At 40.7% G+C, this 13,068-nt stretch carries 19 protein-coding genes and 2 riboswitches; all 19 genes read right to left on the reverse strand.

The features are described 5' to 3' along the window. Positions 1–23: 23 nt before the first annotated feature. Complete coding sequence (locus ACZ42W_RS17750) at positions 24–347, reverse strand: metal-sensitive transcriptional regulator (protein ID WP_464171071.1); 324 nt, start codon at positions 345–347, stop codon at positions 24–26. 259 nt (positions 348–606) lie between these two features. Beyond that, positions 607–1,836: an O-acetylhomoserine aminocarboxypropyltransferase/cysteine synthase family protein gene (locus ACZ42W_RS17755; RefSeq protein WP_464166596.1), complete on the reverse strand. Its 1,230-nt coding sequence runs from the start codon at positions 1,834–1,836 to the stop codon at positions 607–609. After that, positions 1,836–2,081: a sulfurtransferase TusA family protein gene (locus tag ACZ42W_RS17760; RefSeq protein WP_464166597.1), complete on the reverse strand. Its 246-nt coding sequence runs from the start codon at positions 2,079–2,081 to the stop codon at positions 1,836–1,838. The genes ACZ42W_RS17755 and ACZ42W_RS17760 overlap by 1 nt, the downstream gene beginning before the upstream one ends. Next, the gene (locus tag ACZ42W_RS17765; RefSeq protein ID WP_464166598.1) at positions 2,078–2,944 is read right to left on the reverse strand and encodes a 4Fe-4S binding protein; all 867 of its coding nucleotides are present in this window, start codon (positions 2,942–2,944) and stop codon (positions 2,078–2,080) included. The genes ACZ42W_RS17760 and ACZ42W_RS17765 overlap by 4 nt, the downstream gene beginning before the upstream one ends. A gap of 24 nt (positions 2,945–2,968) precedes the next feature. Continuing rightward, on the reverse strand, positions 2,969–3,382 hold the full coding sequence (locus tag ACZ42W_RS17770) for a M67 family metallopeptidase (protein ID WP_464166599.1): 414 nt from the start codon (positions 3,380–3,382) through the stop codon (positions 2,969–2,971). 12 nt (positions 3,383–3,394) lie between these two features. Further along, complete coding sequence (locus tag ACZ42W_RS17775) at positions 3,395–4,207, reverse strand: HesA/MoeB/ThiF family protein (protein WP_464166600.1); 813 nt, start codon at positions 4,205–4,207, stop codon at positions 3,395–3,397. A gap of 44 nt (positions 4,208–4,251) precedes the next feature. After that, on the reverse strand, positions 4,252–4,461 hold the full coding sequence (gene thiS / locus ACZ42W_RS17780) for a sulfur carrier protein ThiS (protein WP_464166601.1): 210 nt from the start codon (positions 4,459–4,461) through the stop codon (positions 4,252–4,254). A 132-nt stretch (positions 4,462–4,593) separates the two neighbouring features. Beyond that, a riboswitch (SAM riboswitch) is annotated at positions 4,594–4,694 on the reverse strand. A 493-nt stretch (positions 4,695–5,187) separates the two neighbouring features. Next, entirely contained in the window at positions 5,188–5,862 is a 675-nt protein-coding gene (locus tag ACZ42W_RS17785) for a 4Fe-4S dicluster domain-containing protein (protein WP_464166602.1), read from the reverse strand. Between the two features lie 107 nt (positions 5,863–5,969). Continuing rightward, positions 5,970–6,140, reverse strand: a complete 171-nt coding sequence (locus ACZ42W_RS17790) for a hypothetical protein (protein ID WP_464166603.1) — start codon at positions 6,138–6,140, stop codon at positions 5,970–5,972. Between the two features lie 244 nt (positions 6,141–6,384). Continuing rightward, positions 6,385–7,011, reverse strand: coding sequence for a methyltransferase family protein (locus tag ACZ42W_RS17795; protein ID WP_464166604.1), 627 nt, complete (start codon positions 7,009–7,011; stop codon positions 6,385–6,387). Positions 7,012–7,360: 349 nt separating this feature from the next. Next, a complete protein-coding gene (lgt, locus tag ACZ42W_RS17800; protein WP_464166605.1) occupies positions 7,361–8,146 on the reverse strand; it encodes a prolipoprotein diacylglyceryl transferase in 786 nt (261 codons plus the stop codon). A gap of 17 nt (positions 8,147–8,163) precedes the next feature. Continuing rightward, a complete protein-coding gene (locus ACZ42W_RS17805; RefSeq protein ID WP_464166606.1) occupies positions 8,164–8,649 on the reverse strand; it encodes a hypothetical protein in 486 nt (161 codons plus the stop codon). 90 nt (positions 8,650–8,739) lie between these two features. Next, entirely contained in the window at positions 8,740–8,901 is a 162-nt protein-coding gene (locus tag ACZ42W_RS17810) for a hypothetical protein (protein WP_464166607.1), read from the reverse strand. Positions 8,902–8,905: 4 nt separating this feature from the next. Beyond that, a complete protein-coding gene (locus ACZ42W_RS17815; protein ID WP_464166608.1) occupies positions 8,906–9,493 on the reverse strand; it encodes a cytochrome c biogenesis CcdA family protein in 588 nt (195 codons plus the stop codon). A gap of 39 nt (positions 9,494–9,532) precedes the next feature. Then, complete coding sequence (locus tag ACZ42W_RS17820) at positions 9,533–10,135, reverse strand: class I SAM-dependent methyltransferase (protein WP_464166609.1); 603 nt, start codon at positions 10,133–10,135, stop codon at positions 9,533–9,535. A 105-nt stretch (positions 10,136–10,240) separates the two neighbouring features. Beyond that, positions 10,241–10,924 carry a PspA/IM30 family protein gene (locus tag ACZ42W_RS17825; protein ID WP_464166610.1) on the reverse strand — a complete coding sequence of 228 codons (684 nt, stop codon included), beginning with the start codon at positions 10,922–10,924 and terminating at the stop codon, positions 10,241–10,243. A gap of 216 nt (positions 10,925–11,140) precedes the next feature. Next, the gene (locus ACZ42W_RS17830; protein WP_464166611.1) at positions 11,141–11,956 is read right to left on the reverse strand and encodes a C40 family peptidase; all 816 of its coding nucleotides are present in this window, start codon (positions 11,954–11,956) and stop codon (positions 11,141–11,143) included. Positions 11,957–11,958: 2 nt separating this feature from the next. After that, positions 11,959–12,098, reverse strand: a riboswitch (cyclic di-AMP (ydaO/yuaA leader). Positions 12,099–12,137: 39 nt separating this feature from the next. Next, positions 12,138–12,323: an SHOCT domain-containing protein gene (locus tag ACZ42W_RS17835; RefSeq protein WP_464166612.1), complete on the reverse strand. Its 186-nt coding sequence runs from the start codon at positions 12,321–12,323 to the stop codon at positions 12,138–12,140. Between the two features lie 62 nt (positions 12,324–12,385). Continuing rightward, entirely contained in the window at positions 12,386–12,778 is a 393-nt protein-coding gene (locus ACZ42W_RS17840) for a helix-turn-helix domain-containing protein (protein ID WP_464166613.1), read from the reverse strand. Positions 12,779–13,068: the final 290 nt, after the last annotated feature.

Genomic DNA, 13,068 nt, shown 5'->3' on the forward strand with positions numbered 1-13,068 from the left:
ACCAACTAAAGCTAAACCTCAGTTTATTTTTTTAGACGAAAAATTGTTTTAAGGACTTCATCAATCACCTTGTTATCTCCATGACTTAGACGTTCTTTTACGCAAACTTTAAAGTGTTTTTCTAGCAATAGCTTAGAGGCTCCATCCAAAGCCGATTGCACAGAGGCTATTTGATTAAGTACATCATCACAATACACGTGCTGTTCAATCATTCCTTTGATACCCCGTATCTGCCCTTCGATGCGATTCAAACGGGTAACAAGCTCATTAATTGTCTTCTCTTCGTGGCAGACTGTTCTTGCCCTACTGATTTGACTTTCACAGGGAAGACTGTTATGCTTTGTCACTTCATCCAAGACTATCAGCTCCCTATATCTATTGTAAGGATATAGGATAGGGGGCTACCCTATTTTTATACTATGATTGTATTATAGAGTTGCGATTTTCGCATGAATTAATTGTGAATTTCTCATGAATTACTTCATGTAAATAAACGATAGAAAAAAAGACCTTCGGCCGGAAGGTCTACTGAAAGTCTATTTATGAGTTTAATCCGAGAAAATCTTCTACTTGGATAAGAAAACGTACTGGGAAGAAGGATACTTATTAGAGCTTAGATAGCGCCTGGAGAAAATCTTCAATGATATCTTCAGCGTCTTCAAGACCCACGCTTATCCGAATGAGATCCTCATAAACCCCCATCTTCTCTCGTTCTTCCATTGTATTAGCAACATAGATTGTTGAGGCAGGATGAACCACTAACGTCCGAGCATCTCCAATGTTCGATGCGTTTAAAGCATATTGTAGATTATTGATGACGTGAAAGGCGTTTTCCTTTGAACCCACGCGTATGGTCAGGAGCCCTCCAAATTTGCCGGAGAATTGCTCTTGGGCTATGTTGTGATACGGGTTATCCTTAAGCCCAGGGTAGTTTACGAAACTCACCTTTGGAGAATCTTTCAAGGCTTGTGCCAAAGCTAAGGCATTGTCACAGATGCGATCCATTCGGATTCCCAAGGTCTCTAACCCTAAGCTGGTGAGATAGACATTTAAAGGTGCACTACAGGTTCCAAAATCCTTAAATGTTGTCTGACGTAGTTTAGCCAGATAGGTAAATTGGCCAAACTTTTTATACGGTTTAAATCCGGGGAACTTCTCGACATCCCAATTTGAGCGTCCATTAGAAATAATAATCCCACCAATGGAGTTACTACTTCCGTTAATGTACTTGGAAGTAGAATGAATCACGATATCTGCACCTAGTTCGAGTGGACGGATTAAATAAGGCGTCGTACATGTATTATCAACAATCAGAATGATTCCCTTAGAATGTGCTAATTCTGCAAGCCGTCTGATATCTGGGACATCAAGTTTAGGGTTACCTAAGGTTTCGACAAAGATTAATCGCGTTCTATCCGTAATCCCTGCTTCAAAGGCCTCAACTGTACTTTCCTCGAGGAAGGAAGCCAGAATGCCCAGTGGCTTAAAGTTCTCAAACAAAGTATACGTTCCGCCAAAAATCCCACTGCCGGCCAGAATTTCATCCCCACTTTGTAAGCAGGTCAGTACAGCCATGCTTATAGCCGCCATACCGGAAGTGCAGGAAACGGCCCCGGCACCTTTTTCTAAGAAGGCCATCCGGCGTTCAAAGCTTTCAATCGTAGGGTTGTTCAGTCGGGTATAGAGAAAACCCGGTTCATGACCCATGAAGATCTTTTCTAACTCTTCAGCTGTATCATGGGCAAAGGCCGTGGATTGATAAATGGGGATCGTCGTTGCTCCCGATTTCTGATCACCCTTGAAATTCCCATGGAGTAAGGAGGTGTTGAATTTCATTACAGCTCCTCACCCTTTTCTACATAAACAGTGTAAGTCTCATCCTCATTGTTCACGACTTGAAGGATTTTATGATTTTCTTCCTTCAAACTCCGGGGCACATTCTGGATGGGTTCTCCTGAATTCATTTTGATCTCTAAGACTTCACCCGGTTCAAGCTCTTCCATGGCGACTTTAACCTTAACAAACGTGATTGGGCAGACGACTTCCGTGATGTCGATAAAATCATTGGCTTTTATGCTCATTTTATGGCCTCCTGAAGATCCTTCTCTAATTTTTCCCAACCGACCCGATCCAAAGTTTTGCCAAACCGCTCTCCCGGTTTTGCGTACGTACTAAAGAATTCAAGGGTCCGGTCGGCAACGCTGAAGAGAGTCTCTTCATTATAAATCATCGGAAATACCGATTTTCCAGTTGCGATTTGGTTACCAAAGAGTCCACCAAAATAGACGTTATAGCCATTTTTCCCTGTCCAAGCTTCGGTAGGACAGGATTTCACACATTTTCCGCAAAAGTTACAGAGGTCTTGCTCTAACGTAACTGTCTGTTCGTCGCGACTGACTTGGATAGCTTTCTTCGGACAAACTGCTGCACAAAGTCCGCAAAATGTACAGGAAGCCGCTTGCCATTCTGGCTGAATTCCACCTTTGATCCCTAGGTCATTCTCCTCAGCTTTCAGGCAGTTGTTGCTGCATCCGACTACACCGAACTTAAATTTATGCGGAAGCTCTCGACCTGCATATCGCTGATCTAATTTTTCCGCGAGTTCGGACGTCTCAATCAAACCATTCGGACAGATGCTCGAACCTTGACATGCCGTAATCGTACGTACACGCGGACCGCAGACACCCACTTGAAGTCCCACCGTTGCCATTTCACGTTTAACTTCTTCGATGTCCTCAAGCTTAATAAAAGGAATCTCTATTCCTTGTCGGGAGGTTAAATGAACATAACCTTGCCCATATTTTTCAGCAATTTCATAAACCTTTTTAAGATGATCCGCCGAGACTTGTCCTCCTACAATCTTTAAACGCATGGAAAACTGGTCTTTTTGGACTTGTCTCATGAGACCGCCAGACTTCAAGGCTTTATAATCAACTTTTGCCATACTCTTTTTCTCCCCTTAACATCATTAGATAAGTTGCAGCACTTCTTCGTTCACTTTCCCCTCATTAATCTTAAAGCTTTTAATCACAGGCTTCTCTTTGTCCTGAAGTGATAAAATAAGATAACTTGCTTCAGGATCGAAGGCTAAACGAATGTCCTCCTGCGAGGGCCTCGAGGGTGTACTGGGATGGCTATGAAAGTTTCCAAGTAGCACCCAACCCTTGCTTCGGATATCCTTAATTGCTGCGAACTGCTCTTGGGGATCCATGGAGAAGTGTTCCGGGCTTTGGTCCACATTCCTAAGGAAATAGACGTTTTCGACGGTCTTTACTTCACCCTCGATCCTGCCTGCAAGTAAACCGCAAGCCTCATTCGGTAGCTTCTCCTGGGCATAGGAAAGGATTTTAGCATAATCTTGTTGCTTTAGAAGAATCGTCATGGTTTTCCACCTCTAGGCTTTAAAATCACATTGTACTTGTTCATAATCAATGAGCTCTGTAATCGTAGGATGTTCGCCACAGACTTCACATTTTGGATTATTAGAGAGTTTAATCTTCCTAAATTCCATGGTTAACGCATCATAGGTGAGTAGATGTCCTGTGAGCAGTTCCCCGATGCCGAGAATATACTTAATTGCTTCTGTCGCTTGGATTGTGCCGATTATTCCTCCCATGACGCCAAGCACTCCGGCCTGTTTACAGGTCGGAACCGCATCTGGTGGTGGTGGATTATGGAAAATACAACGATAGCAAGGACCTTGCCCAGGCACATAAGTCATAGTCTGACCTTGGAATCGAATGATGCCTGCGTGAGAAAAGGGTTTGTTTGATAATACGCAAGCATCATTGATTAAAAACTTGGCTGGAAAATTGTCAGTACCATCAATAATGAAGTCATAATCCTGATCCTTAATGATATCCTGGATGTTTTGAGAGCTCACCCATTCCCGATAGGTTATTACATTAACGTCAGGATTCATCAGGTTGATAGTTTCTTGACCGGAAAGAACCTTCTGTTTCCCGACATCCTGCGTGAAATGTATAATTTGGCGTTGGAGATTAGACAATTCGACGACATCATAATCGACAAGTCCAATTGTTCCGACGCCTGCAGCCGCTAAAAACATAGCCGCTGGAGCGCCCAGTCCACCTGTACCAATAATCAGAACCTTACTGTTTAATAATTTCTTTTGCCCTTTTACCCCGACTTCTTTTAAGATAATGTGTCGCGAATAACGGTCAAGTTGTTCATCAGTAAAAGCCACTCTTTATCCTCTCTTTTCCTTCTGAAATTTTTAGAACTTGATGCTTAGAAGCTTCCGCCTCCCATGAAGTAGAGGAATTCAATCGTATCCTGGTCTTTTACTTTGACCTCATTGAACCGTCCTTGATCAACGAGCTCCTCATTAACCTGTACTGTAACATATTCTGGCATTTGGACCTTTTGAAGTACGAGGAGTTCTTTGATTGTTACTTCTTTCTCTAAATTGACCTCTTTACCATTAACTTTAATAACCATGTGTTTTTCATCCTTTCGCTTATGCTAATCTTCCAGCGTTACCCTTCAATGTGTATACGATTACTAGGTTTTATGGGTAAAGAAAAACCCCTTCTGCTTTCCGTACAAAAGAGGTCTCACTAAAAAGCACCTCTCTTATCTGTCAGAAAAAAATTTCTGTGGAATTGGCACCGTACAAACCGTCGGTTGCCGCAGTTTCAAAGGGCCAATCCCTCCACTGCTCAGGATAAGAGAAAACTAAGTATTCAAATCGATTTAATACGATATTAACTTGTAGATGAATAAATGTCAATACTTACATTTGGAGATTTTCTTCCCGTATTGCCGTTAATCACACTAATTATTCTTTCGAGATATTCTCATTTTTTACAAGTTCACGATGATTATGCCCCGTTTGCTTTTCTTTATTTCCTTTCATCATCATAGGTATCATAAACATCATCATTATGGGACATATAAATGGGACTATGGATATCAGGATATTCCTTGTATTTGGAGATACATTACTACTGATAAATGGTAGAAAAAAAAGAATTAAAAGTGGTGCACCACAACATAATATCATCAGCAACATATGGGACATATGCCCCTTATGCTTCATCTTTTGTTTACCATCATTCTCGTTTTCTTGTTTATTATCACAGCAATTCATCTTTTCACTCCTCACATTAAATAAACGTGCTCTTTTTTATACCCCAGTGTAATATCATAAGTTTTCCTCGCTTATTATTTCTTGACCTCTTTCGGAATGATGACCAACGATGGACCCGTAATTGTAGGCGAAGGCAGGCCGTTCAACTGCCCGAGTACCGCTCTCGGGCTTTTCATTAGTTCACTGAGATCTCCATACTGAAGCGCTTTCACAGGGCAAGCTTTAACACAGGCTGGTTTTTCCCCTTGATCCTGAAGGGTGTAACAAAATTGGCACTTGCAAACTGTTCCCGATTCTTCACCGAATTGGGGTGCATGGTAAGGACAAGCATATAGACAGTATTTACACCCGACACAACGGTTTTTGTCATGAATAACGATCCCATCTTTTTCCCGCTTCTCATAAGCCTTTACTGGACAAACTTGCACACAGGCTGGATCTTCACAATGATTACAGCTCACGGACAAATTATCTTTCTTACCGATAACAAGTTTGCGCCATTGAACCCCTTTCTCCCATTGATAAAGCTTCTTACACGCTTGTACGCAGGCCCCACATAAAATGCATTTCTCTTCATCATACATAAAGCCCAGTTGTTTCTTCCCACCTAAAGCGGATTCATTTGACGAAGCCGGACTGGCCTGGGCAACTTTCCCTGGAACAATTCCCAACGTAAGTGCACCTCCCATAAACAAGCCGGCTTTTATGGCATTCCTTCGGGTTAATCGGATCTGTTTCACCCTTGCCATCAAACAAACAACTCCTTTGCGCTACAATAACGCCTCTTTGACAATGGATAGGTTTTTGCGATAGTCCTTTTTTTCTTTATCAACTTAACATTCAAGCTTTACATGGACTACTTAACTTCTTTTTCTGGAATTTTGCTTCCATACCCTGGATTCTTTGTATCTTGGGGACCATGTTGATTTCCTCCTCCACAGCACCCACCCGCTCCTCGGTGGTGCATGAACAGCATCACACCTATAAACACGATTATTCCCCAATTTTGATAAAGAAAATCCCACATAGTTTATCACCCCTTATGTGTTCTACTCTACTTCTTCGTTGCTGAACCAGAGACGTTCTTACTGCATAGTAGACCCAGACATCATCTTCCGAAGGACTGAGTTTAGAATTCGACACCTCCTGAATATCCTTCCGTCTCTTTCAATATTTAAAGTATAAGATAAAGATACGATTATCTCATGAATGAATTATGAATTTCTTACGAATAATGGAAAATTGAACTTTCAGTATGCTGCATATAGGTTTTATGGTTGCTTTAGCCTTGGAATAAAGCGTCCTGTTTTATTGGCATATCCTATATATTCTTCACCAAATATTTTGGCGGACTCGTTTTCTTCAAACTTTGCTAATCTAATATACATTATTACTAAGATTGGAAACATGATCAACGTTAACAACGTAGGCCATTGTAATAAGAAACCAAACATGATAATAATAAAGGCTACATATTGAGGATGGCGAATCCACGCATACGGACCTGTTTTTGCTACAACTCCTTCGCGTTGTGCCCTATATAAAAACACCCATGTTACAGCCAGGAAAAACAGGCCACCGCTTATTAGCCAAGTACTTGCAATATGAATAGGATTAGTGTGTGGATCCCCACTTAAACCAAATAAATCAAACCAAATGTGACCTGAATTGTGGGAAAACAGGTTTAATTGAGGGAACTTTTTACTTAACCATCCAGAAAGTAAATACATTGTAAGCGGGAAGCCGTACATTTCTGTAAATAAAGCTACGATGAAGGCTGAGAAAGTTCCGAAAGCACGCCAATCTCTCACATTTTTTGGCCTGACAAAGCTAAAAGCAAAGATGATGAAGATTAAAGAATTTACTAAGACAATATTCCAATAACCATACTCAAACATTCTTATTCCCTTCCTGCGCTTCCAATTCTCCAACCGGATTGGCTTTGAGGACTATAGATAAATAACTGAATAAAAAAACAAGTAGCACCGATATGAACAGTATCATAATATCTCCGCTTCTCCTCTCTACCTAATTATTTCTAATTTTGTTATTTTAAGCTTAGCAAAGTTATATGTGCATCTTATGAAAACCTTATGAATTTCTTGCGAATGAGGATAACATTGCCCTTTAATTTCGTACAAAAAAAGAAAAAGCCCGCCTGAATTTCTTTACAGAAATCAGTGAGCTTTATGCTTTATAGTGGCAGGATAGAAATAGTATACAGATCAAATCGTTCATTTAGGGAACTTATCCCTGTAATTGCTGCTTTGGATCATGTTGAACCCTTAAGACCGCCATAAATCCAAGACTGATAATAATCATCCCTACGCTGGTCCATTGACCGGAGGTCCAATTCAACCAATAATGCGGTCCATCTCCACGGAGAAACTCTAGAGCGAATCTACCGATAGAATAAAGAATGATGTAGGCTAAGAAAATGAACCCTTGCGACCATTTACGCCAACGAGAAAGCATAAGAATTATGACAAAAACGATAAAATCCCATTGTCCCTCCCAAACTTCTGCCGGCCAAAGCGGCTGGCTTCCATAAGCTGCATAGGCTGGAGTCCCTTCAGGATAAACAATCCCAAAATTTGACCCTGTAGGAGTTCCGTAAGCATCTCCATTGAGAAAGCAGGCAATCCGCCCGATGGCTTGACCTAAGATTAGCCCTGGTGCAGCAATATCAGCCAGGCGCCAAAAGTTAATATGCTTAACCTTCGTGTAAATCAGACCGGCAAGAAATGCTCCAACGAGCGACCCTTGAATCGCAAGTCCGCCGTGCCAAATCATCGGGATCTCCGATAAATTTTGGGAATAATAATCCCATTCATAGAAAAACACCTGCCAGAACCGTGCACCAATAATCGCTCCAATGATTCCGTAGATGGGAACATCCAATAGATATTCTCTGTATTCCTTATCTGAAGTAAGAATATAAGCTACTGCTAAGCCTAAAAGTATAGCTATCGCTACAATAGTCCCATAGGACCGAAGTGAAAAATTACCAATGGTAAATAATATCGGCGCCATGATAAACCTCCCCTATTTTAGAACTTCCATGTAAAATTTCGTGTCGGTGTATTGTAAACATTATTGACACTCAATGTCAATGTACTTCCTGCGATGGCTTTAGTAAGCTCAGGACTTTCTATACTAAGTTCTGCCGAAAGGTGGTGTCCAGAACCATTTCTCTTCAAAACCTTAACTTGAATAGGAATTTCTTTGTTGTCTAGCAAAACCTTGATATTACTCTCAAATTGAAAATTTTCTACGTTGACAGCATGATTACTCAGATCGATAGAAAACAATTGCTGTGCAGACGTACTTTCTTGCTTCAGCCATTTTACGCTGACTTGTAGTCCCTCCTGGTCATCAATGATGGTTTCGGTACTTTCTTTAGTCAAGTTTTCATTCGTACTCGAAGATGCCTTATTTTCCACATTTGACTTTGATTGTTTTGCTGCATCTAAACCCCAATAGACACCACCCACAAAGAGAAGTACCAATACTCCTATTACTACTTTTGCTTTCAAAATCTTGCCTCCCTAAAACATTATGATTACACTATATAACATTCATTTAAACAAACTATGAATTTGATGTGAATATCTCGTGAATTCAAATTACATTCCTAAGGGGAGATTCGGCATAAATCGTCCCAGAAAACCTGTCAACTCGGTTAATTGATTCGTATAAATGATATATGCCATATAGAGCATAAGGGCACCTGCTAGACGTTCAGCGATCACTTGTTTACCACGATAGCGTTTAAGAACGTTAATCACTTGATTAAAAGGACATCCCCGCTAAGAAATAAGGAATAGAAAGCCCAAGTGAGAAGAAAAGCATCACAAGCATGCCACTTCCTGAGTCTTGTGTCGCACCAGCGAGAGCCAGAATAGAAAATAGGGTCGGAGCAATACAGTGAGAACAAGCAACTGAGAACAACAATCCTACCAAGAAGGAAGACCATGCACTCCGTGTAGCTTTTTCTCTAAGCTTTCCAAAGAATCGAGGTTCCCATTGAAGTTTATTAAGAAAAGGGAGTTGAAAAAAGCCAAGCATCTTAAGCGCAAGAAGTAAGATGACTGTGCCCCCTAAGACGTTTAGAAATCCTTGCCATCGACTGAGCAAGGAACCAAATTTTCCTGCTACAGCACCGGCTGCGATAAACACTAAGGAGAATCCAGTAACGAATGCCAACGTATTTTTCATTACTCTACGGCGTAAGGTAGCATCTAACGTAGCTTTCTTTAGACCCGACACAGTCGATCCGGTGATTAAAGAAAAATAAACCCCCAACATCGGTATGATACAAGGAGAAAGAAAAGACAAAATTCCTGCGGCAAAAGCAATAATGAATACAGTAATACTCAAATACATCCCTCCAAAAAGGAGCCTATGCTAACAGGCTCCTTATGGTTCTGCCATAATATACTTTAAAATCTTAAAATTCTGATCTTCAACACGTTTTATTGTTAGCCCAGCGTTGCTGATATTCTCTAGTGTTCTCCGATTAATATGTGGGCCAATCATTCGAACAGTTAAAGGATCTAAAAGATCCATAAGTTTTCCCAATAAGGGGTTATCGCTTCTGACATGTTCAAGGAGTAAAATTTTTCCTTCCGGTTTACAAACTCGCTTAACCTCTTCTAAACCTTTGATTGGATCCGGTACAGAACAGAAAACACAGGTGGCGATAACGGTATCAAAGCTATCATCAGGAAATTGAAGATTTTGTACATCCATTTCCAGTAAGGATACTGTGATTCGTATCTTTTGGGCTTTCTCTCTTGCTTTCTCAAGCATACCGGGACTTAGATCGATTCCCGTAATCTCACAATCGGGTGAGTAAAACTCTAGATTTTTCCCAGTTCCTACTCCAACCTCTAGAACTTTACCGTTTGCTTGACTGAGTATCTTTTTTCTAATATCGGATTTGATCATCCGATCCATGATATCGTAGAATTTCGATGTGCGATTATATCGTTGACGTGTTAACAAAGTCTCTTTATCCATAGTATCCATCCTTAAGCTCTTTCCCGAAAAAATCCATCTTTATCTAGTGTTACATTTTTACATCCATGCCATCCATTCATGCCATCACCGCTTAAATGAATAAGATTACTCTACTTCCTTGTTTAATTGAGTCTTTAATCGAGAGAGTTCATCCTCGATCTCGGAATTTGATTGGTCCTTTTTAAGTTCAGCAAGCTGATCTTCGAGCGAATTCCCGGTACTAACTAGGATATGCGATGCTTTAGCCTCGGCCTCGATCCGTTCGACACGTTCCTCCATTCGATCAATGTTCGCCATCGGATCATGTGTAGCCAGTCCAGATACTACTTCGTTCGCTTTTTTCATCGTTTCCGCCCGTCGCTGACGCATCACGAGATTATTGCGTTCATGTTTGGCTTTCTCCAATTTTTCGGTTAAGATACGCAAATTCTCTTGGAGTTCTTCAACCGCTTTAGTTTGATCCACGAGTTGCGTCTCGAAATCAACCAAACTAACCTCTGCTTGTTTCTTTAGCGTCAGCGCTGTCCGCGCCAACTCATCTTTCCCTTTTTGAACGGCTAACGTTGCCTGCCCAGTCCGCTCTGTGATTTCCTTGCGCAGATTAGTAATACGCTCTTCCAATTGGATTTTATCCGCAACGGCCCGATTTACTTGAATCTGGAAGTTGCGAACTTCCTCCGTTGCCTGCTCGACGTATAAATTTAACATCTTTTCCGGATCTTCCGATTTGTTCACTAAGTCAGTAATATTTGCTTCTAAGAGATCTTTAATTCGAGTGAATAATCCCATATTTCCCAGTCTCCTTTCATACAATAACTACCCCATGTATTCCCTAAATGCCTATAGTTAATCTATGTTTCTATTGTAGCAATAGATTTTGACTAAGCTATGAATTCAATATGAATAACTCATGAACTAATGTTGGACATTTATTTGAATGCAATAAGAAAAGAAGGCCTTTAGCCTTCTTTAAGAATTGCTTTTTACCTTTTGATTGGTTTATAATTATAGCACTCTTCTTGCACCAAGATAATGTGCATTCCAGTAACTCTCTGACAAGCTATGAATGGCCACTCCATCACTGGCTGCCCCAATCGTGCGATTGCCTCCAATATAGATCCTCACATCAGATGCACCCGCTTTATACGTACTGAAGAACACTAGGTCTCCTGGTTTCAGTTGATCCCTGCTTACTGGAGTGCCGGTTTTGTACATATCAAAGGAGGTGCGGGGCAAAGAAACTCCTGAAGCTTTGAATACATATCCAACAAACCCCGAGCAATCAAATCCTTTCGGTGTTGTCCCTCCCCATTGATAACGGACTCCTATTAAACTGTTAGCCCGGTTAAGTAGGAGGTCTATTTCTCCTGCTCCTCTGGAGACCGCCTGAGAAGAGCTCTTCTTAGCAGCTTGTGTTGGCGGCGGAGTTTGAGTTGGTGTTGGCTTATTAGGTGTAGATGGCACCGTTGTTTTCGTAGTTACATTCGTTTCATCATCCGAGGACTGAGAGTTTGCAGACTTTTGAGAAGTAGGTTGAGGCTCAGATGAGTTAGATTGCTGAAGTGATTGCTTTTCCAAAAAAACTTCTTTCTTTAGAGAATCATTCTTCAAAGGAATACCAGTGGTTATTCCCTTGAAATTTTCCTGCATGATTTGAGGATACACATTGTCCTTATAAAGAGCAGGAATTATTGACGTTGCAGAAGAAGGAATTGAATTGTTCCACGCTTGTGCTGGGATAGCATTTAATAAGCTGGAAGCCAACATAACACCAGAAACAGCTACCATACTGAACCATTTTTTTCGGAACGAGATATTCAATCTATTTCCACCTTTCTTGCTTACGAGGTTAGTTGACGGATTCGGGCAAAGGTGCATGCCCTACGCGGAATTTCGCGATTCACCCCATGAGACATTTCCCCCGTTCTAAGGCTTTGTGCCTCAGATTCAGCTTGTCCTAATTGTTTTTAGCTTGAAACTCTATTTAAGAACGATCAACTTTTTACCAATCCCCACGAAGTTCTCTCTGGCACGCTTCGAATTCCTTAAACTCAATCTCCCCTTGGGCATAGCGTTCTCTAAGAATATCCAGAGCATCCCTTGTAGGAATACGAATCGTTGCAGGCTGTCTAGGATTGCTAAACCAATAGAACATTAGTGGGATTAGTAGAATCCAAAAAAACATCATATTGCTTCCTCCTTTCCATAAGACAAATCCTAAAATGTCTTTGTGATATAATTTTTAACGCATCACGCCGAAAAAGATATCCGTTGAACAATTTGGAAGAACTCTTGGTAAATTTCTTGTTTTTTTTGCTCAGAAAGTTTCACCTTTGTCATTTCCTTCAATACTTTTTGTAACATAGTTTGATTTTCTAACTCTTTTCGAACAACCAGAGGGACTCTACCTACCATCTCATATAAAACATTTTCATCGCGTTTAAATAAATCTGCAAGATTCTGAATCATCTCATCCGTCGGTAAACGAGTCCCTCGCTTAACTTGTGATAAAAACATAGCGTTAACACCCACTCTAGCTGCTAATTGGGCCATCGATAAACCCCTTTTAGCACGTAGCTTCGCAACAAGATCCCCAATGTCGTGATCTTTCGAAACCGTTCCTACACCCTCAATAAATATCATTTTTATTTGCCTCCTAGTTTTCTACTTTAGCCTTTGTATTTCATGACCTCAGATGATCATAATTTTTTATTGATAACAGTTTTCATTTATATTTTAAACTATACCTGTGAATTTGTTATGAACATTTCTTTAAGTATTTTAAAAGCTTGTCTTCCATGCTTTGAGTATACGCGAGAGATATGATTATCCCATGATGGGTTATGAATTTGTCGTGAAAATATAATAATATAAAGGCACTCGTTTAAGTGCCTTCTTTGAATGCCTATATATGACAAGGCCAACTCCGGACT

It is taken from the genome of Desulfitobacterium elongatum (assembly GCF_055378975.1).